At 51.2% G+C, this 19,240-nt stretch carries 18 protein-coding genes and 2 rRNA genes; 9 read left to right on the top strand and 11 right to left on the bottom strand.

The window, feature by feature from the left end:
* Nucleotides 1–302: CRISPR system precrRNA processing endoribonuclease RAMP protein Cas6 (gene cas6 / locus ACP5L5_RS08165; RefSeq protein ID WP_428762945.1), on the top strand; the 302-nt coding region annotated here is incomplete at its 5' end.
* Nucleotides 303–452: 150 nt separating this feature from the next.
* A complete protein-coding gene (locus ACP5L5_RS08160; protein WP_428762943.1) occupies nucleotides 453–581 on the top strand; it encodes a hypothetical protein in 129 nt (42 codons plus the stop codon).
* 105 nt (nucleotides 582–686) lie between these two features.
* Here ACP5L5_RS08160 and ACP5L5_RS08155 read toward each other — a convergent pair whose 3' ends face one another.
* Nucleotides 687–1,070 carry a hypothetical protein gene (locus tag ACP5L5_RS08155; RefSeq protein WP_428762942.1) on the bottom strand — a complete coding sequence of 128 codons (384 nt, stop codon included), beginning with the start codon at nucleotides 1,068–1,070 and terminating at the stop codon, nucleotides 687–689.
* Nucleotides 1,071–1,146: 76 nt separating this feature from the next.
* Here ACP5L5_RS08155 and ACP5L5_RS08150 point away from each other — a divergent pair, with 76 nt between their 5' ends.
* On the top strand, nucleotides 1,147–1,986 hold the full coding sequence (locus ACP5L5_RS08150; RefSeq protein WP_428762940.1) for a CRISPR-associated DxTHG motif protein: 840 nt from the start codon (nucleotides 1,147–1,149) through the stop codon (nucleotides 1,984–1,986).
* Between the two features lie 31 nt (nucleotides 1,987–2,017).
* A complete protein-coding gene (locus ACP5L5_RS08145; RefSeq protein WP_428762938.1) occupies nucleotides 2,018–2,605 on the top strand; it encodes a hypothetical protein in 588 nt (195 codons plus the stop codon).
* 466 nt (nucleotides 2,606–3,071) lie between these two features.
* On the opposite strand, the gene ACP5L5_RS08140 is transcribed toward ACP5L5_RS08145, so the two are convergent.
* The 3 genes from ACP5L5_RS08140 to ACP5L5_RS08130 all read right to left on the bottom strand — a co-directional run bounded on the left by ACP5L5_RS08140 (nucleotide 3,072) and on the right by ACP5L5_RS08130 (nucleotide 10,713).
* Nucleotides 3,072–6,138 (bottom strand): 23S ribosomal RNA (locus ACP5L5_RS08140).
* 53 nt (nucleotides 6,139–6,191) lie between these two features.
* Nucleotides 6,192–7,704: ribosomal RNA gene (locus ACP5L5_RS08135) — 16S ribosomal RNA — on the bottom strand.
* The 16S and 23S rRNA genes sit together here, the layout of an rRNA operon.
* A 168-nt stretch (nucleotides 7,705–7,872) precedes the next feature.
* On the bottom strand, nucleotides 7,873–10,713 hold the full coding sequence (locus ACP5L5_RS08130) for a DEAD/DEAH box helicase (RefSeq protein ID WP_428762936.1): 2,841 nt from the start codon (nucleotides 10,711–10,713) through the stop codon (nucleotides 7,873–7,875).
* Between the two features lie 182 nt (nucleotides 10,714–10,895).
* On the opposite strand from ACP5L5_RS08130, the gene ACP5L5_RS08125 reads away from it, so the two are divergent.
* Nucleotides 10,896–11,684, top strand: coding sequence for a hypothetical protein (locus tag ACP5L5_RS08125; RefSeq protein ID WP_428762935.1), 789 nt, complete (start codon nucleotides 10,896–10,898; stop codon nucleotides 11,682–11,684).
* A gap of 73 nt (nucleotides 11,685–11,757) precedes the next feature.
* Nucleotides 11,758–12,123: a hypothetical protein gene (locus ACP5L5_RS08120; protein WP_428762934.1), complete on the top strand. Its 366-nt coding sequence runs from the start codon at nucleotides 11,758–11,760 to the stop codon at nucleotides 12,121–12,123.
* A gap of 7 nt (nucleotides 12,124–12,130) precedes the next feature.
* Here the strand turns inward: ACP5L5_RS08120 and ACP5L5_RS08115 are convergent, their stop codons facing one another.
* Both ACP5L5_RS08115 and ACP5L5_RS08110 read right to left on the bottom strand, forming a co-directional pair.
* On the bottom strand, nucleotides 12,131–12,766 hold the full coding sequence (locus ACP5L5_RS08115; RefSeq protein WP_273304800.1) for a ParA family protein: 636 nt from the start codon (nucleotides 12,764–12,766) through the stop codon (nucleotides 12,131–12,133).
* A complete protein-coding gene (locus tag ACP5L5_RS08110) occupies nucleotides 12,763–13,116 on the bottom strand; it encodes a hypothetical protein (protein WP_428762932.1) in 354 nt (117 codons plus the stop codon). The genes ACP5L5_RS08115 and ACP5L5_RS08110 overlap by 4 nt, the downstream gene beginning before the upstream one ends.
* A gap of 73 nt (nucleotides 13,117–13,189) precedes the next feature.
* On the opposite strand from ACP5L5_RS08110, the gene ACP5L5_RS08105 reads away from it, so the two are divergent.
* The gene (locus tag ACP5L5_RS08105) at nucleotides 13,190–14,701 is read left to right on the top strand and encodes a type II/IV secretion system ATPase subunit (protein WP_428762931.1); all 1,512 of its coding nucleotides are present in this window, start codon (nucleotides 13,190–13,192) and stop codon (nucleotides 14,699–14,701) included.
* Here the strand turns inward: ACP5L5_RS08105 and ACP5L5_RS08100 are convergent.
* Genes ACP5L5_RS08100 through ACP5L5_RS08090 form a run of 3 tightly spaced genes read right to left on the bottom strand, consistent with a single transcriptional unit; the run spans nucleotide 14,670 to nucleotide 16,938 of the window.
* Entirely contained in the window at nucleotides 14,670–14,999 is a 330-nt protein-coding gene (locus ACP5L5_RS08100; protein WP_428094594.1) for a hypothetical protein, read from the bottom strand. The two genes, ACP5L5_RS08105 and ACP5L5_RS08100, sit on opposite strands and share 32 nt — an antisense overlap.
* Nucleotides 14,996–15,775: a ParA family protein gene (locus ACP5L5_RS08095; protein WP_428762929.1), complete on the bottom strand. Its 780-nt coding sequence runs from the start codon at nucleotides 15,773–15,775 to the stop codon at nucleotides 14,996–14,998. Before ACP5L5_RS08095 ends, ACP5L5_RS08100 begins: the two co-directional genes overlap by 4 nt.
* Nucleotides 15,776–15,816: 41 nt before the next feature.
* Nucleotides 15,817–16,938, bottom strand: coding sequence for a hypothetical protein (locus ACP5L5_RS08090; RefSeq protein ID WP_428762928.1), 1,122 nt, complete (start codon nucleotides 16,936–16,938; stop codon nucleotides 15,817–15,819).
* Nucleotides 16,939–16,988: 50 nt separating this feature from the next.
* Between ACP5L5_RS08090 and ACP5L5_RS08085 the strand changes: the two genes are divergently transcribed.
* Nucleotides 16,989–17,414 (top strand): hypothetical protein, encoded by a 426-nt coding sequence (locus ACP5L5_RS08085; RefSeq protein ID WP_428762926.1) that lies wholly within the window; start codon nucleotides 16,989–16,991, stop codon nucleotides 17,412–17,414.
* Between the two features lie 63 nt (nucleotides 17,415–17,477).
* Here ACP5L5_RS08085 and ACP5L5_RS08080 read toward each other — a convergent pair whose 3' ends face one another.
* Together ACP5L5_RS08080 and ACP5L5_RS08075 are read right to left on the bottom strand one after the other, a co-directional pair.
* Complete coding sequence (locus tag ACP5L5_RS08080; RefSeq protein ID WP_428762924.1) at nucleotides 17,478–17,615, bottom strand: hypothetical protein; 138 nt, start codon at nucleotides 17,613–17,615, stop codon at nucleotides 17,478–17,480.
* Nucleotides 17,616–17,804: 189 nt separating this feature from the next.
* Nucleotides 17,805–18,107: a 4a-hydroxytetrahydrobiopterin dehydratase gene (locus ACP5L5_RS08075; protein ID WP_428762922.1), complete on the bottom strand. Its 303-nt coding sequence runs from the start codon at nucleotides 18,105–18,107 to the stop codon at nucleotides 17,805–17,807.
* A gap of 199 nt (nucleotides 18,108–18,306) precedes the next feature.
* Between ACP5L5_RS08075 and ACP5L5_RS08070 the strand changes: the two genes are divergently transcribed.
* Nucleotides 18,307–18,891 (top strand): hypothetical protein, encoded by a 585-nt coding sequence (locus ACP5L5_RS08070; RefSeq protein WP_428762921.1) that lies wholly within the window; start codon nucleotides 18,307–18,309, stop codon nucleotides 18,889–18,891.
* Nucleotides 18,892–19,240: the final 349 nt, after the last annotated feature.

The raw sequence follows: 19,240 nt of genomic DNA, 5'->3' as shown, positions 1-19,240 counted from the left end.
CCATCGGCGATGGGGAGTTCAGGGACTGGCCAAGGCTCCTGAGGTGGGTCTATAATTACGTATACACGAGGGATATTTACGGCAGGGTGGTGTCCACGAAACTACCAAACAGCAACCAACCGCAGTTGGGCTTCGTCGGTAGGGCTGAGTACGAGATAAGGAGTAAGAGGGAGGGTAGGCTGAGGCAGTTCTGGGCGTTGATGAGGTTGGCAGAGTTGATGAACACGGGCACCACGAGGTCGATAGGCTTCGGACACATAAAAATAACAAACACAAAGACAAAACAAGCACCAAGGCAATAAACACATGCATTTTACACCCTCTTATCGAAATCAGTCGCAACCAATATTGGATACGGAGGAGCTAAGACCAATGGCGCGATAAACATTGAGGAGGTGGTGAAGTAGTCGTGAGGAGATGATTCAGGAAATTATATTTAATAGGTAATTAGTATGAGTGGTGTGGGGAGGATTTACATAGCGACGTGGGGAAACCCACTGGAGTGGGGCAGTGTCTCTTATCAATGTGGAGATAAAGATCTACGTGGTTCAGGGAATGGTCGAAAGACGTGCGAGAATTAGCGGAGAATTACATCAAGTGTGTTGCCGAGAAGCTAATTAACGATAAGTCACGTAATTTAAGGATCGTGATAACCTCCGTTAAAGGTAAATTGGGCGGTTGGGAATTTACTGGAATATTGGCAACCTGAGCCTGAACCTCTCTATGTCGAGCATAGAGACGTCACCCCTAAAAATGCACTCACCGCCCTTGCAGTTAAGCCTTGAGGCTAGGTGAAATACATACCGTATCAGGCCTAGGTTACCTACCTTCACCACGGCCTCGTTGATGTTATCGAGCCTTGCGATCACCCTGGCGTTGAGGTTTCTATCGATTACGAACCTGGCTATGCCTGGTACATGTATCATTGGCAGGACGCCGCACTTGTTGAATAACCCTAGGAGGCCTGCTGCGAGGTCCTCGGCGTTGATGGTTGTGAATGTGAATGGTCCTGCCGTAAACTCCCCAGCGCACCTGCTCGGTAAGACCCACAGTGGGCTCCACACCGTCATCAATAAAGCACCGATGCAACACCTAGATGGTAAGCCATTAGTTAAGCTTTATCTATATATGGTGTGTATTAAACCCATGGGTACCACACTCATCATAGGCTGCTGGGGCGACCCACGTTACGATGCCGTCAAGTATGAGTACGGAGGCCACGTAATTAGGTCGCACACATCCATATTCGCGGTGGCACAGAGCCTGGCGCCAAACGGCGACGTTAAGGTCCTGGTCCTAATACCATCAACCCTATACCTACACCCATCAATGTATGGTGACGAGGAGTTTACACCCGGCGAACTTAGCTACGCTGAGTTCGCCGATAAAATTAGGGAGAGAGTCCTGAACCACTTACGTAATGCTTGGGTCGATACGGAGTTCGACAGCAAATGGCTAAACAAGGATGATGACACATTTGTAGTTGCACCAGCAACAATGAAGTATAGGGGTTCCGGTAATGTTTACGTGGATATGCAGGCCCCGATAAACCTTTACGGGGCTTATACGTATATGACCGTGCTCAGGAAATTGAGGGAGTTAGGCGACATTAGTGAGGTGATCATGGACATAACGCACGGCCTTAATTACATGCCAACCATGATGCTTAGGTACGCAAGTCTCGCCGTATATACATACGTCATAACAAGCAGTACGGAGAAACTGACGGTGAAGATCGTAGACTCAGAACCATACACACCGCAGTTAAGGGATTACGACATCACGCTAGGCATACGCGACGTGTCCGCGGAGAACCTGGGCAAGGCATACTCACTATGCAAGGCCCTCTCAATGCTGAGCATAAACACGGTGGGCACGCTCAACGAGGCGGTCAGGAAGAGCGGCCTAGTGGCCTTGGACGCGCTCCACAACGGTACACACACTACTACCGCTACTACCCATAAACGAGGTACTGGACTGGCTTGATAAGGCCCTGGACCTCAACAGAGCTCTCAGGGTGGTCATAGATGGCAATGGGGCCAAGCGCACGGTCGTGATAAGCCACGCCGAGGCGCGCGGCGTTGGTGGGGAGGCTTGGCTGGAGACCGTGGTATCAATGCACTCACTACTCACGATAGCGGCACACATACGCGATGAATTAACCAGCAATGTGGAGGCAAAACCGCCCAGTGATAAATACGTGGTCGTCACAAACCTTGGAAGGCTTAGGGAGGTTGCGAATAAGTACACGTACATAAGCGGAATCCGGGAGTTAGTGAATACGGAGATTAACAACGCAACAAACACGGTTAAGGTGGTGCTAGCCAGTAGCCACGCGAAACAACTCACAAATAAGTGGATTAAATACTCAAAGTTAAAGGATTTCGTGCAGGGAAACATGCCGATTAAGTCTCTACTTGAGGAGCGGTGGGACGTGATGCAAGGCTCCGATTATAGGAACGTAATAGCCCATGCAGGCCTTGATAAAGAAAACACAGCACTGCGGATAGACAGGGATAACCCAGACCCACATAGCGCCAAAATAGCCATACATAGGGAACTAGTGGACGTAGTCTATAGGAGCATAAACCGCAAACCATTGTAAAACACCACGCATTTTAAACAAGCATGATCATTAAGGCGTAAGGCAGGCAAATTTTAGCATCAAATTCATCAATGATCCTATCAAAATTAACGGGCAATAATGATGAGCAACGCATTAGGTCAGCAACGGTTTATGACTTTCAACATTCTTTTTAAAATCAACGTATAGACACGTCACGCATCGAAATTCTCCTGAAACATGATACGTTTCAATATTCTTTTGAAATCAACACGAATAAAGTGCACGAAAACGTGCACTCAAGCCTTAACCTAAAGCCCGCAACCCTACACGAACCATGTATTGGCTTTGATGCCCTATTCACGCAATAATGCCGCAATAAGGGCTAGGAGCATTTACAATAATGGCTCAATCACGAATCATCGACCCACCCCAATAACATAAAGAGACAATCCATACAAATCAAAACCAACCCCAACCACACCCAGGCACCCACCCATTAGACCCCACCACCCGCACCTGGGGCGATTGGGAGTGGCGGGCTCCCCCCTCGGGAAAACCCTCGGGGGTTACACCCCCACCCCATCAACCCCGTCTTCTACGGGGACCCTCACCCGGCACCCGGCGGGTTTCCCCACCGGGCACCGAGCGGCCGCCTCTTTTCGGGGAGGGCTTCCCGCTTAGATGCCTTCAGCGGTTATCCCCTACGGCGTGGCTGCCCGGCTCTGCCCTGTAGGGCAACCGGTAGACTAGAGGCCGCGGCGCCCCGTTCCTCTCGTACTGAGGGCACCTTCCCCTCAGGCGGCCAGCACCCCCGACAGGTAGAGTCCGACCTGTCTCACGACGGTCTGAACCCATCTCACGTTCCCCTTTAATGGGCGGGCAGCCCCACCCTTGGGGGCTGCTGCACCCCCAGGATGGGAAGAGACGACGTCTGGGTACCAAACCGCGGGGTCGATGGGAACTCTCACCCGCGACGAGCCGGTTACTCCTGGGGTAACTTTTCTGTCATGCCCGGCCCCCACTGGTGGGGGCACGAGCGTTCGTTAGGCCCGGGTTTCCCCCCTGCGCCCCTTGCGTTCAAGGGCGCAGTCAGCCCGGCATTTGGCCTTACCCTCTACGGCGGAGTTCTGACCCGCCTGAGCCGAGCTTTGGGCACCCCTGATATCCTTTCAGGGGTGTGCCGCCCCAGCCGAACTGCCCACCCGCCGCTGTCCCCCGAGTGCTACCCGAGGTTAGGGGTGCGGGAGAGAGTGGGTGGTGTTTCATTGGCGCATCCGCGCGGCCCAGAGACCGCGCTTCATTGCTCCCACCTACACTATGCACCCCCTCCCGCACCCCAACGACGGGCTGCAGTAAAGCTCCACAGGGTCTTCTCGCCCCGTCGGGGGTCCCAGGACTCTGCACCCGGAGGTGGGTTCGCCGGGCCCCGGGCCGGGACAGTGGGGACCTCGTTGATCCATTCATGCACGCCGGAACTTACCCGGCAAGGCATTTGGCTACCTTAAGAGGGTCAGAGTTACCCCCGGCCTTCAGCGGCGCTTCGCCCGGTTGTACCCAGGTTTCACGTACCGCCAGTGGCCAGGATTCAGCCCCCGTACACACCCTTACGGGCTAGCGGGGACCTATGTTTTTGTTAAACAGTCAGGTCCCCCTTGTCACTGCGACCCGCGGTTCCAGTGGGAAAACACCAGAGCCGCGGGCACCCCTTCTCCCGAAGTTACAGGGCTAATTTGCCGAGTTCCCTGGCCCGGGGTCACCCGAGCCGCCTTGGGCTTCTCACCCAGGAACACCTGTGTCGGTTCTCGGTACGGTCGTGGAGGCTCGTTCCCCATCTCCTTTTCATGGGCCCCAGGAGTCGAGTGGACCGGGCTCAAGGCCCGGCTATTCCCGCCTTCAGCCGGTTCTCGCCATTACGGCACTCCCCGGCCTTCAGCGGTTAAACAGGGTATTCCCCCGCCCACCCTATCCCGAGGCGTCGGAGATGGGGCTTGCGTTGCCGCGAAACCTACCCCCACGGCACGGGAATATTAACCCGTTTCCCTTTCGGCAGGTACCAATTAGGCCCCACCTTAGGACCGGCTAACCCATGGCTGATTATCGTTGCCATGGAATCCTTGTCCTTTCCGGCGGAGGGGGTTCCCACCCCTCTTCGCTGCTACTACCACCGGGATCTGCATCGGCCACGGGTCCACCGGACCTCACGGCCCGGCTTCTGCCCCATGGCCGCGCCCCCCTACCCCACGCGGATCAACGATCCGCGGGCCGAGGTCTCGGCGGCGGGCTTGAGTCCCTAGACATCTTCGGGGCCCCCCGCCTCAGCGGGTAAGGTGTTACCCACTTCTTAGCCGATGGCTGCTTCTAGGCCCACGGCCCCGCTGTCTTGGGCGGGGGACACCCTTCTAGGTTGACACTTAGCCCGCACTTAGGGGCCTTAACCTCGGTCTGGGTTGTTTCCCTCTCGGCCCTCAGGCTTACCCCGAGGAACCCGCCTCTCCCCTTCTTCGGAGCCCACAGGTTCGGAGTTTGACCGGGGACCGGGGCCTTTCGGCCCCTGCATCCCCGATCAGTGCTCTACCCCGTGGGCCTCCTCCAGGGAGGCCGGGCTGGGACCCGCTTCGGGGGGAACCAGCTATCACCGGGCTTGATTGGTCTTTTGCCCCTAGCCCCAGGTCATGGGAACGAATTGCACATCAGAACCCTTTCGGGCCTCCACGGGGCTTTCGCCCCGCTTCACCCTGCCCAGGGCTAGATCGCCCGGTTTCGGGTCTCCCGCCCGTGACTACGGGCCCATTAAGACCCAGCCCCTCACGGGGTCACCCCCGCTACGGGCTTTTCGGTTTCCCTAAGCCTTCGGGGTTTAACCCCTTAAGCTCGCCACGGGCAGGAACTCCCCGGCCCGTGTTTCTAGACGGAAGGGGCGACCTTGGACCTTCCTCCTCGTACTCCCGGGTTCACCCCGGTTTCCTTCGGAGGAAGGCATCCTTTCAGGCCGCCCCTCCTTTAGCCGCCCGGTTTCAGGCTCTTTTCACTCCCCTTTCGGGGTTCTTTTCAGCGTTCCCTCACGGTACTAGTGCACTATCGGTCTCAGGACGTACTTAGCCTTAGAGACCAGTGGCCCCCGGCTTCCCACGCCAAAACCAAGGCGTGGTACTCTGGGACACCGGGACTCCGCCAGGCGGCCTTTAGCCTACGGGGCTATCACCCTCTACGGCGGGGCTTTCCAGCCCACTTCGGCTAGGCCGCCCCGGCGATACCCGGGCCCTCAACCCCACATCTCCCCACGGTTATCCCGCAGGGATTTGGTTTGGGCTAACCCCCTTTCGGTCGCCCCTACTCAGGGGGTCCCTGTTGGTTTCCCTTCCTCCCCCTACTAAGATGTTTCCGTTCGGGGGGTTCCCGCTCCGAGAAAACCCCGGAGCACCTAGGCCTATTCGGCCCAGGTAGGAAGCCCCATTCAGGGATCCCGGGTTCAAGGGCTGCCTGCGCCTACCCCGGGCTTATCGCAGCTTGCCACGCCCTTCCTCGGCGCCTGAGCCGAGCCATCCACCGAGCGGCTTGCTGGTGCGGATGGTGGTTTAGTCAGAGTAGGTGCCAACCCAACTCCCTTTGAACACCCCATCCCCAGAGGAGGTGATCCGGCCGCAGGTTCCCCTACGGCCACCTTGTTACGACTTCGCCCCCCTCGGGAGCCCCCAACTCGTCCTCCCCTCCCCAGGGATTACCCTGGAGAAAAGAGGCCTCGTTGGGGGCTCCCTCGGGTGGCGCGACGGGCGGTGTGTGCAAGGGGCAGGGACGTATTCACCGCGCGTTGGTGACACGCGGTTACTAGGGATTCCACGTTCACGAGGGCGAGTTGCAGCCCTCGATTCCTACTGGGGCGGGGTTTACGGGATTGCCTCCCCCTTTCGGGGTCGGATCCCGCTGTCCCCGCCATTGCAGCTCGCGTGCAGCCCCGGGGTTTCGGGGCATACTGACCTGCCGTGGCCCCCTCCTTCCTCCGGCTTACGCCGGCAGTCCCCCTAGTGTGCCCCCGGTCCCGAAGGACCGAGTAGCAACTAGGGGTGGGGGTCTCGCTCGTTGCCGGACTTAACCGGACACCTCACGGCACGAGCTGACGACGGCCATGCACCTCCTCTCAGCTCGTCCGGCAAGGTCGTTAGCCTGGCCATCATCCTGCTGTCGCCCCGGGTAAGGTTTCCGGCGTTGACTCCAATTAAGCCGCAAGCTTCACCCCTTGTGGTGCCCCCCCGCCAATTCCTTTAAGTTTCAGCCTTGCGGCCGTACTCCCCAGGCGGCGGGCTTAACGGCTTCCCTCCGCCACTGGGCGGGCCCTAAGCCCGCCCAACAGCTAGCCCGCATAGTTTACAGCTGGGACTACAGGGGTATCTAATCCCCTTTGCTCCCCCAGCTTTCGCCCCTCACCGTCGGGCGCGTTCCAGCCGAGCGCCTTCGCCACTGGTGGTCCTCCCGGGATTATCGGATTTCGCCCCTACCCCGGGAGTACCCTCGGCCTCTCCCGCCCCCAAGCCCGGCAGTTTCGCCCCCGGCCCACGGGTTGAGCCCGTGGATTTCAGGGGCGACTTACCGGGCCGGCTACGGGCGCTTTAGGCCCAGTAAGCACCCCGACCACTCGCGGGGCTGGTATTACCGCGGCGGCTGACACCAGACTTGCCCCCCGCTTATTCGCCCGGCTTTTTGCACCGGGCAAAAGTCGCCCTCTTCGGGCGACACTCGGGGTGGCCCCGTCACGGTTTCCCGCATTGCGGAGTTTTCGCGCCTGCTGCACCCCGTAGGGCCTGGGCCCTTGTCTCAGTGCCCATCTCGGGGCTCCCGCTCTCACGGCCCCCACCCGTCTTCGGCTTGGCGGGCCGTTACCCCGCCAACTACCATGATGGGCCGTGCCCCCATCCTCGGGCGGATTGCAGTAGATCAACCGCAGTCCTTTTCGGGGAAGGGGCCTTCCAGCACCCTTCCCCTATGGGGGATTAGCCCCAGTTTCCCGGGGTTGTCCCCCTCCCGAGGGTAGGTTAGGCACGTGTTACTGAGCCGTGCGCCACGCCCGGCGGACCCCGGGCGTACGACTCGCATGGCTTAGCCCCACCCCGATAGCGGTCGGGTCCGGCAGGATCAACCGGTTTCTTGGGGATGGGGTTTGTTCGGGAGTTGGGTTTGGGTATGGTTGGGGTTGGATCATCCCCAACCTTCCGCCCGGGCTGTTCCCGGGTGGTTTGGTTGGGGACTCATTGTGCGGTTGGTTTCCTTGTTTTTGTGTTTTATAAGTTTTTTCTTCGTAGTTTTTGGTGTTGTTATTCGTTCCAGAAGGGTTTTGTTTTTTGGTATTGTCGTTCTGCCTCTAGTATTTGTTGGTAGAGTTCTTGTTCTGTCTTTGCTTTTGGTAGGACCTTTCGTATTGCTGTTGTTGGTCCTACTCCGTGTGCTGCTAGGGCTATTATGGCTTTTTTGCCGTATTGTAGGACTGCTAAAGCTGTTTGTGTTAGTTCTTGCCATTTTTCCTGTTCCTCCTTTGTTAGTCTTTGGTTTCTCCTGGCTTTCTTGGCTATTTCGTAGGTTCTTCGTGAGTCTTCTCCGTACTTTAGTACGGCTATTTGTCTCATCCCGCATCTTGGGCATTTGACTTGTTCTGGTATGTACTTTACCTTCATGGTAGTGTGCCACCCGCAGTTTAGGCATAGTAGTGTTACTTCCCTTTCCTCGATTCTTTTCTTTAGTAGTTGTAGGATTGTGGTTGTTGGTATTCCTTGGATTGCGGTGTCGTATTTGCTTGCTTGGTTTATTATGTGTTGGGCTGTTGGTGTGTATTGTTCGACTTTAGTGATCTTTATGTTCATCCTCCCCTCCCTGATTTTGCTTATCAATTGCTTGAGTGGTGTTGGGTTTATTTTTTCGGTTAGTATTTCCCTGATGACCTCCCTGTCTACAACCGTGTCCCTAAGAGCCGTGGTTAGTCTCTCGATATTCACGTCCACGGATTCTCTCGGCAGCACCCCAAATCTCCTCGCCACGTGTATGAACCTGTACTTATACAGTCTCGTGCTTCTTATGGCATCTCTCAATTCCCCATCAACGTAGTCCGGGCTTTGGTTTAGGGCCTCGGTGATTGCCTGGGGCGGTATGCCTATTGGTGTTGTTATGAGTACCCTGTATGGGTCGGTCACGTAGGTCACGGCAACCCTATACCTCTGCCCAATGTACTTGGCCAGGTATAGGGCTAGTGCCTGGTTTCCCTTGGTGCCTAGGCATGCGTGGATCACGGAATCCCTACCCCTCCACTCAATGTTTATGGTGTTGGTGAACTCCGTGATCTCGGTACCTGCCTGCTGTCTTGACTCCTCGATGAGTGGGTTGGGGGTTTCGTCTGTTGGGTAGTTTCTCAGTACCGTGGTTGGGTCTGCACCGTTTGTCATGGTACTTATTAACTCATCCCTTAGTCTGCATACTTCCTGGGCTACCTCGGTTGGTACTGGTATTTCCTCGCCGATCCAGGTGGGTACTGCGTTTAGGATTTGATTCAGTGGTTCTAGGACTACCTCCCTCTTTTCGTGGTCTATACTGACTATTCTCCAGGGCCTGCCCGCAAGTATTATCTGTGTCTCTGGCTCTGTGGTCTCCACGAACTCCTCATCCAACTCCCCAATTGCCCTGTTTGTGATCATGTCTCTGGCCCTGTAGTGTTTTTGGTCTGGTATCATGGATATGTTCTCGAAGTAGTACCTGTGGAGCCCCCTCCTCGGTGTTATTGTTCCGTCCTCATTAGCCCTGACGAGTCTGCTACCCTCCATGAACCTCAAGACATCCATGAGCTCCTCAGGCGTTAACTCCCTGTATGGGTGTGCCCTCCTCACTGTGTTTAGGACGCCATTAATCGTTAATGTCCTGCCCTCGATCCTAGCTTCAATCACCATGCCCGCGATCTGGTGGTGGAGCACGTCGAGAGCTTTCTCGTGGTATTCAACCTCCCTCTCTAACTCGTTGTTTAGGGCTTTCCTGGCGATTACGAGGGATTCAAGGTAATCGTCGGTGTCCCTTGCAATTACGTAACCAATGGCTCTCCTGCCAAGTCTATGCCCGCTCCTGCCGACCCTCTGGATTAGCTTTGTGACTTGCCTCGGGCTTGAGTACTGTATTACGGCGTCTACGTGCCCAATGTCGATGCCCAGCTCAAGGCTTGACGTGGTGACCACCGCCCTGACCCTACCATTCCTCAGACCCTCCTCGAGACCCTCCCTCTCCTCCCTGTCCAGTGATCCGTGGTAGACACCGACCGCGTCATCACCAATCACTCTACTGAGTCTATGCCCCAGTAGTTCTGCCTCGTCCCTCGTGTTCGTGAATATCAGGGTTGCCCTATGCCCACTTACTATTTCAGCGATTCTCCTGAGTCTCGCGGCGGTTTCGGGTATGGTATTTAACTCCTCAGCTAAGCCCATATCCTCCTCGGATGCCTCGGGGTACTCCACGCTTATCTCCATCTCCCTACTCACGTCCACACTCACCACCTCCACTTGCCTACCTATGCCGGCTAGGAATTGACTGGCTAGTTCGGTGTTTCCAATGGTTGCGGAGAGCCCAATCCTCTGGTACTCACCGGCTATGTTCACGAGTCTCTCCAGGGCTATGGATAGCTGGGCACCCCTCTCATCGTTCATTAATTCGTGTAGTTCGTCAATGATTATCCACTTCACATTCCTTAGGGCTCTCCTCATGCTCCTCATTACTAGGATTACCTGCAGTGTCTCGGGTGTGGTTATGAGTATCGTGGGGGGCTCCCTAACCTGCCTCCTACGCTCACTCTCCGGTGTATCGCCGTGCCTAACGGCGGTGGTTATGCCCAACCTATTGGCTATCTCCCTTAGCCTAACGTTCACGTCCCTATTAAGCGCCCTTGCCGGCGTTATATAAATCGCCGCAACACCACCCGCTAAGCCCTCACTTAGTATCTCACTCATTATTGGGAACATGGCGGCCTCGGTCTTGCCGCTGCCCGTGGGCGCTGTGATTAGGACATTGACACCGCTGAGCACCCTGGGTATCGCCCTCTCCTGAACCGGCGTTGGCTCTAGGTAACCAAACTCCTCAATCACATCCGCAAGCCTTGGGTGTAGGTGCCTACTCCAGAAGTTGCTCATTAATCTGCCCTGACAAGGGAACTAGAGCTTTCCGGGGGCTTTATGAGTCTGTCTATTTCGTTTTACAAATGAAGCATTGCTGAGTAAATCAATGCGGCTGGTAAACTACGTTGCTCTGGGTATTTAAGTGATTGAGTTGGGCAAAAGTAATATAAATATTGCCCTGAGATGGTCATAATTGGATGCTAATCGTAGTAACCAGCGGAATTAAGGGAGGCACTGGGAAGAGCACTGTGGCGCTTGGTTTGTCAGCCATACTATCACTTAGGGGTTTTAGGCATGAGTTGTTTGATTACTCCTGTGGCCTTGGTGTTTGCACGGGGGTTTATTATTATCTTAGTGATTTTGTTGATGGTGTTAATAGGTTGTCTAGGCTTGTTGGGGTTAGGCAGGGCTTGCCTCCGCAGGGTTTTGAGGGTGTTGCCATTGTTGATTTGCCTCCCATGAGCCTTGCCCAGCCTGAGTTTGTGGATTTGCTTGGTAGGGCTGATGCTCTTGTTGTTGTTAGTTCCTATGAGCCTGACTCCGTGGTTTCTGTGGAGAGGGTTCTTGAGGCTTACCCAGGTAGTAGGATTGTTAAGGTTTGTAATAGGGCGTCTATGGAGGGTTGTAGGCATTACCTTAAGGTTACTCCTGAGTCTCCGTTCTTCGTGATTGGTGAACCCACGAATTTTAGGACATTTAATGAGTTGATTAATGAACTTGGCTTCGTGGGTGAGAATAGGTATGAGAGGGTTGGTAGGCAGTTTGTGGTTAATGGTGTTAGGGCTAAGCTAGTTGCTCGTTGGGACCCGTACGCCATAATTGGTGTTGAGGTTTCGCAGAAGTGGTACTACGCCTTAATGCCTTATACGAAGCCCATTGAGGAATTAGTGAGTATGGCTTACGAACTGGTTGGGCCATCATACCTATATAGACTTGGTCTCGCTAATAATGCCCTAACCAGACTGTTTAGGGCTATTAGGCATTGAGTAGCATTATTTTTGGTGTAGTGTGATTTTATGTTACTTAACCTTAATTAGGGGTTTATCCTTCATTGGTATTATGGCAATATTGCTCAGCCTAAGTTTAATGGATCCCTACGCTGCTGCTGAATCTGCGATTCAGGGCATTGTAAGTAATACTGTTGATTTTATGGCTTTTGTGGCTGCTGTGCTCATACTAATGACCATAGCTGGTTTAGGTCTTCTTGGTTTTCTTGCTCTTGTTCAGTCACTGATTGGTTACTCACTCATTGAGTGGTCTAGTATTAGGCGTATTATCGGTGCTTTGGCTGCGATGGGTGTGGTTCTCGTCCTGTTAATGGGTATATTACCTGCTGTGCTTAATTCGGTTGGTTTGACTGCAATAGCCACTGCGCTTAATGGTTTTATGTCGATGGTGATGAATCACCTATCATCATTGATTTAGCCCAAGGCTATTCAAGAATAGCCTTTATTAAATTCTTTACATAGTTTCTAATTCTATCAGCAACCTCGAGTTGGTTGTTTGCCCCTTCTATGTATGGTATTACTGCGGCTGTATCGCTTGACTTTATGCTTTCCCTAACCATGTTCATTGCGTAGATAACATGCTTAACGCTTACACTAGGTATGGATCTCCTTATTAATTCGGCTCTTTCTTTAATTAATGGTATTAATAGTTTGTCTGCGGTTTCTATGGTGCCTCTTGTTAATCCTAGGTTTATCGTGCTCATTGTATCTATTATGAGGTTCTCAACCCCATAATTACTGATTAGTGTTTTCTCTAGAGCCTTCAGCATTCTTTGCACCTCTTTTGGCGCTATTTCACTAATCTGCCTTAACTCTAGGTATTCCCTATGCCTTATTGGTATGATTGCGTTCCCATCCCTCACATACATCATGTACTTACCGCCACGTACGCTGTCTATTATGTCCGTCCTTGGGTTTAGGCCGAGGAGTAGGGATAGGGAGCGGTTGTCTGGGCTTAGGTCTATGTAGGCCATGTTCTTCGTATTCATTAGTAGGGCTAGGGTTATTGTTGTCTTCCCCACACCGCCCACGTTACCACTTGTTACTGTTATTATTGTCATAGCCTCTTCCTGAGCTCCTCGAGCTTGTTTAGTAGGTTTTCGATCTCACCCAGTGTTTTTACTATCTCGTTCAACGTACTTATGTAGTTCTCTATTGTGGGTTTCATTTGTGTTAGTCTGTCCAAGTCGTTCTTAATACTCATTACCTCCTCAATCCTCCTACTCAACTCATCTATGTAGCCCCTTATGTCCGTTAGGTCTTGTTGGCGCGTTGATGATTGAGGATTTATTATTTGAGTTGAGGATGCTGTTAGTCCGAATTCATCCTTATCCTCGTTATCTATTACAAGTTCCTCCTCGATCTCCTCATTACCTGCTAATTTCTTCTTCCTATTACCTAGTCTGAACATGATTATTTAATTGAGACCTCATTAATTAGTTTTACCCCTCATAACTTATTAAGGGGTTTGTTTATGGTTTTATATGGGCTTGTTCTATAGTTATTCAGTCGGTGCTGTTGATGGTGAGGTTGTCTTTAGCCGTAGGGTCTCGTTCCGTGGTTTTCCCAGCGCAGTGACTATCTACAGCACTGTTTGGGGTAGTGGTTGTTTTATTGATGTTGGTGATTCAGTGCTTCCTGGTATTGATGACTTTGACCTTGAGACATTCATAATGAGGCATATGCCTAGGGTTAGGGATGCAGTGGTTAGGGGTGTTTCAAGGGGTTTGGGATTTGATGATGCCGTGATTAACGCCCTAAGGATTGAGGTTAATGCTTACCTGAGGAGTATTGGTGTTGATGCATCAAGCGATGATACCAATAGGTGGGCCTCACTCCTGTTTAGGGGTCTCTATAACTATGGTGTTCTGGAGCCCGTGATGCTTATTGGTGATGAGGTTGGTCTTACGGATATTTACATGACGCCAGGGGCTAGGGTTCATTTTAAGTTGAGTAGTCTTGGTGATTGTCAGTCAAATATTGTGCCGAGTAACCGCGAGGTTGAATTATTGGTTAGTGTTATTGGCGATAGGGTTGGGGTTTACCCAACTTATTATAATCCGTCAATTGAGACCTATGATAGGGGTCATAGACCAATGCTTAGGATAAGCATTGACTCCTTCGATGTTACGGATAGGACCAGGGTTAGCATTAGGGTTTTCCCCACGAGGGCTTGGAAGTTAATTGATATGGTTAGGCTTGGCTCGATTGACGCCAGGCTTGCTGCATACCTCTGGCTTGCCCTTGAGGTTGGCGTTCCAGTACTCGTGATTGGACCCGCGGGCTCCGGTAAGACTAGTATGTCGGCGGCCCTAATGTCGGCTTTGCCGCCGAGTACGGTTATTGCCAAGGTTGAGGATATTGATGAGGTTTTACTGCCTCAGGAGTTGGTTGGTGATTATGTGGGTAGTGTTATTCCGTTGCTTAGTCGTGAGGGTCATGGGGCTGGTGTCAAGCCCATACCGCTCTTCCAGAGGCTTGTTCATGCGCTTAGGGTTGGTGCTGATTACATATTTGTTAATGAGGTTAGGGGTCCCGAGGACACTGTGGCTTGGCTTCACGCCATAATGAGTGGGCAGGTGGGTGGTGCGACTACGATGCATGCCGAGGGCATTAATGAGGCTCTTGTGAGGCTTAGGAGCTATGGTGCGCCTATTGAGTCCGTTAGGCTGGTTATGATTCTCATGGGTAGGTTTGAGGTGGATGGTAGAATTGTTAGGAGGGTTGTGGATGCGTGGGTTGTGGATGGCGGTAAGCCCGTGATTGCTTGGGATGGGGCTTTGCATGAGGACGCGCTTATTAGGTTCCTGGGTGGGCGTGTTGGTGAGGATTTCGTGGTTAGGGAGGCCGCCGATAGGGAGGCATTCCTTAGGTATTATTCAAACTTCGATATTGATGAGCCTGAGTGGGTTAGGCTCGTGGCCCTTTTCCACAGGTCTAGGGGGTTGGTGATGCCCAGGGAGGTTAAGAGCGATGTTGATTTTGATGAGTCCTGATGGTTGTGAGCAATTGTTTCGCTAATTCATTTATGTCAATTGGTGTTGGGTAATTATTAATTAATGTCTTCTTACCAATGCCTAGGGCATTCTTAACTTCACCCTCACTTGCACCTAATTCCCTTAATGTCTGTTCCAGAAGTTTTAATCCATTACTTACATAGGCCTTCACAGCATCCTTACTGGGCTTAACTCCACCCTCAATCCTGAACCTTGGCTTATTACTGATCCTCCTTATTAGCTTAATAATCTCCTCATCTTCATCCTCATTAGTACTTCTCCTGCGTAGGGATCTCATGGTCTCGCCCAAACCCTCTCCGCATTCAACCTCTCTAGTAATACCGCCAACTCGTCAATGGCCTTCCTGAATTGACTTAGCCCTGGATCCTTGATTAAATACGGTATTGAACCCAGGCGCCAGGCTGCCTCAATCACTGAGTTCCTCAGTATCCTAATCACGTTCTTAACACCAATGTCCAGACTACCCTTTATACTTGATAGCTTGTTCAGGATAATGATGCTCTCCCTCCCTGGTCCTATTGCCGAGGCGTACTCCAGCATGCTTCCGAGCCATCCCATGCCCCCTGGCTCATCCGTGGCCACTAGAGTTATTACTTCAGTATTACTTATTAATGCCGTTGTTAACCCTGGGTTTAGGGCTGGTGATAGGGCTGGCGTATCTATCAGTATGAAGTTCGGCCTGGCCCTGTAACTACCTATTCCCCTAATCAATGATGATAACCTCGAACCCAACACTGAAGCACTTGGTAGTGCGACATATGGATTTGCAACCGGTGAGGTACCTGGTGGTATGATTCTTATGCTGCCGATAGTCCCATCCTCAATAAACGCTGTTGACACCTTAACTGTCCTTGCGACCCCCATTAAGTACGTTAATGAACCATTAACACTACCTGGATTATTCACACCGAGGACCCTGGATGCCGTTGCACCTGGGTCTAGGTCAATGAGCCAGGTCCTGTAGCCCCTCATTGCCAGTGCTGTGGCTAGGCTCGTGATTATTAATGTCTTGCCAACACCACCCTTCTGACTTAGGAACAATACTGTTAACATAGGTTATAACTTACGTAATGCCTTATTAAGGCTTTACCCAATTAGGCCATTGTCAGGACTATGTACGTGATTACTAGGGGTACCGTGGCGTATATACCCGTAATTAGAGAATCGAGTAAGTAACCACACATGAGACCTCCAAGTATGACTGTCGGAAGCATTAATTGCATTATGACCATGCCCCCAATCACTTGGGTTGCTACTAGCCTCGTTATGATGAGTATGGCATCCATGAATGATATCGATATGACCAGCGATATGTACCCAACCCTCCTGGAATCCATTATTGTGTTCATTACGTGAGTTAATGATGTAACGGCTATGTTAAGCACATCAGGTCTTCCCATTCCTGTAATGATTATTGCCCCGGCATACTCATTAATGAAGTTATCAAGCCAATTTCCTGACTGTGCCTGCTCAAGTCTTGGCGTAACCACCGCCCTCATTACCCTATTAATTGCCGTGTGCCTTATTTCAATTATCGATCTAACCTTCCCAATGTACCAACCCAGACTTAGGCCTAGGAAGGCTATGGAGAAGACAAGCCATGTTAATGCAATAGACCTAATCACTATGTATATAGGTATTGCTGGCACTATGGCAAGTCCCAAGTACCTCATTAATTTATTATCGATGGCTATTAGCCCCGGGTCTAGGCTCCAGCTTAGTAGTGCTGTTATTGGGGATGCTGAGGCGTAGGTTATTACTAGGTATGTCGTTGGGTCAATGCTTAGGGCCTTGCTTATTAGGGTTATTGTCATGGGCATTATGGCCAGCGTAATTATTGTGAGTGTGTCTAGGAGTATTACCAGGTCTCTATAATCATTACCTAGCCTTCTCAATGCATCATCGAGTTCCCTAAGGATATAAAGCACTGCCATGCTCGGTTCAATACCTAACCTCTCGGCATTGGTCATGACCTCGAGTATATTGCCGAACCCACCCACGTACCTTGTGATGGGTTCATTCATAGATAGTGCTGCCCTAGCGATTAATAATCGCCTAATTAGTGAGTAACCGAAGTTAAGCCTTTGGGCCTCATTAATTAATGCATCTATAACCCTACTCACCGGTTGTGCAAGGAATAATGGGGTTGCGAGGGCTATTAACAAGGTCTCCTCTAGCCTAGCCCTAAACCAGGGCCTAGTGAAGCGTAGACTCATAAGTCTGCGTATAGGCAATGCTTAAAAGTTATATCTTTCATAATTAATTTATGGGTAGTAGGGGTGAATTGTCTCCATTGGTCTCTGTAATAATCGCGGCAGTACTCATAGTCATTAGTGTGACGCTAATAATGATGTTCTATCACAGTGCTAAGGCCATGGGTCAACATGCTCTCGAGGCGCCGCAGGTCGAGGTCTCAGCCAGTATTAGTGGGTCTACGGGTATTACAACTATTAATGTTTATAATGCTGGTACGACCCAGTTAACCATTGGTGGGGTTAAGGTTTATGGACCCGGTGGTTCGGTGCTCAGTTGTTCCTGGAATGGCGTTGGGACTACGGTGGTTGCTGGCGGTAGTTATGGAATTGTGGGTCAATGCAGTGGTGTTAGTCCTGGCTCCACATACACCATAGTTATTATGCTCAACTCCACGAGTGGTTCTGTTGCTGAGTCTCTCACGGTTACGGCATCCTAATAAATACTGATCATGGATTATGATTTTAATTTTGAGGTGAACTTTCCTTAAGAATATTATTCATTATGTGTTGATTGTTGTTTCGTTGCTGTAGGTTATTACGTATAGTGTGATTGATTGGTAATACATGGTATTGTAGTAGTAACCCCACCATGTGATTACTATGCCCTTTACGTATGGCTGTACTAGGAAGTATGGCACTCCATCCGGTAACCACGCATGGGGTGCGTCATTGTAAACAATCTGGCATATTCACCATAGTAAATAGTAATTTGTATCTTAACCTAGATGGGATAATAGATTTATTGATTATATAACCATGTTTAGGTGGTTTAGGGTTATTAATTTCTGTGGCTAGGTCTGTGAATACACTGGGCCTGCTAGTGTTTCCTAGTTTTGGCTCTGTATTTTGCCCTGCCACTTACTTATTAGTTCATTTATTTTTCTGGCCATTTCTATGTCGAGTTGCGTTATTCCGCCTTCATCATGCGTGGTGAGCCTCAGTGTTAGGTGTTTCCAGGTTATGATCATGTCTGGGTGGTGTTCCTCCGCCTCGGCTATTTGGGCTAATTCGTTTATGAAGTTTATGCAGTCCATGAATTCCTTGAACTCCAACTCCCTGACTATGTAGTTACCCTCCAGTCTCCAGCCCTGTGGTAGGGACTTAATGACCTCCTCCCTGGTGAGCGGCATATGGCTTTGGTGTGTATTACTTATTAAGTATTGGGTCTTTATTCACGTGTTGTGGTAATGCCTAGTCCCGCGCCTCATGAGCCTGCTTGAGGTGGTCATGGGCTTACTGGGTATGCGTGTATTCGCCTTATGGCGGTGGGTTTTTATTTTTTGGTTGTTGGTTTGTTGTTTGGATGTCTTTTCGCGGTGATTTTTGCGTTTGTTGAGGGAGGATGAGGAGTTTAGGCTTGCTGTGATTGGTTTATTGGGTATTACCGATATACAATCATCGATTAAACAATTGGTTAGTGCGGTTAATGAGTTAACGAGGACCGTCCAAAGACTCGCTGAGGGTCAGGAAAAACTATGGGAGGAAGATAGGAGAATATACGAAAACATAGAGAGGCTTTGGCAGGAGAACAATAGGCTTTGGAGGGAGGTTAGGTTGCTTAGGAGGGATGTTGGTGCCATTAGGAGGACTTTGGATAACCTAACGGCCTCTATCGAGGAGGAGGCCAATGACGTTATTACTCACTTGCTTAAGGGGAGGGGTGTTGATATTAGGACTAATAGGGTTGTCCTTGACTCGAGGTTTGAGTTTGATGTTTATGGGACTAATGGGCAATTAACAATAGTTGGCGAGGCTAAGACTAGGGTTGGCCCTAGGTTGATTGCGAGGTTTGATGAGAGGATTGGTGAGGTCTTGAGGCTGTTTCCGGATAAATTTCCCGGCAGGGTGATCAAGGTCATCTACTGCTTAAGGGCCATGCCAGGGACTGTTGAGGAGGGGTATTTGGCTTATTGAGAGTATGAAAGAGAGGACCAGCCCAGGGCTTTGATTCTTCTCCTGATCCCTAATTTTTGACCCTTCAACAGATTCATTAGGCGCAATTATTGCTGCACCGTTTACCATCCGTATCACCTTAATTCATACCAACCTCGAACTCAAGTATTTAGGTATTAGTAATCTGTATGTTATCAGAACCTTCTTTATCTTAACCTCATTAACGTTACTAAACCCACCCAACGCTATGCCCTCGGCTATTGTAGAATTTAAGCTGAAAAGGAAGACCCATCCTTCGGGGCGGGTAGGTTTAAAGCACGCGTCCTGTGCGCCCTGAGGGCGATCGTTTAGGCACTACGTACTCATAGCC

Origin of the sequence: Vulcanisaeta sp., assembly GCF_049966235.1 — an archaeon.
GTDB lineage: Archaea > Thermoproteota > Thermoprotei > Thermoproteales > Thermocladiaceae > Vulcanisaeta > Vulcanisaeta moutnovskia.
The sequence above is the reverse complement of the archived record's forward strand: the minus strand, read 5'-3'. Positions and strand labels throughout refer to the sequence as shown.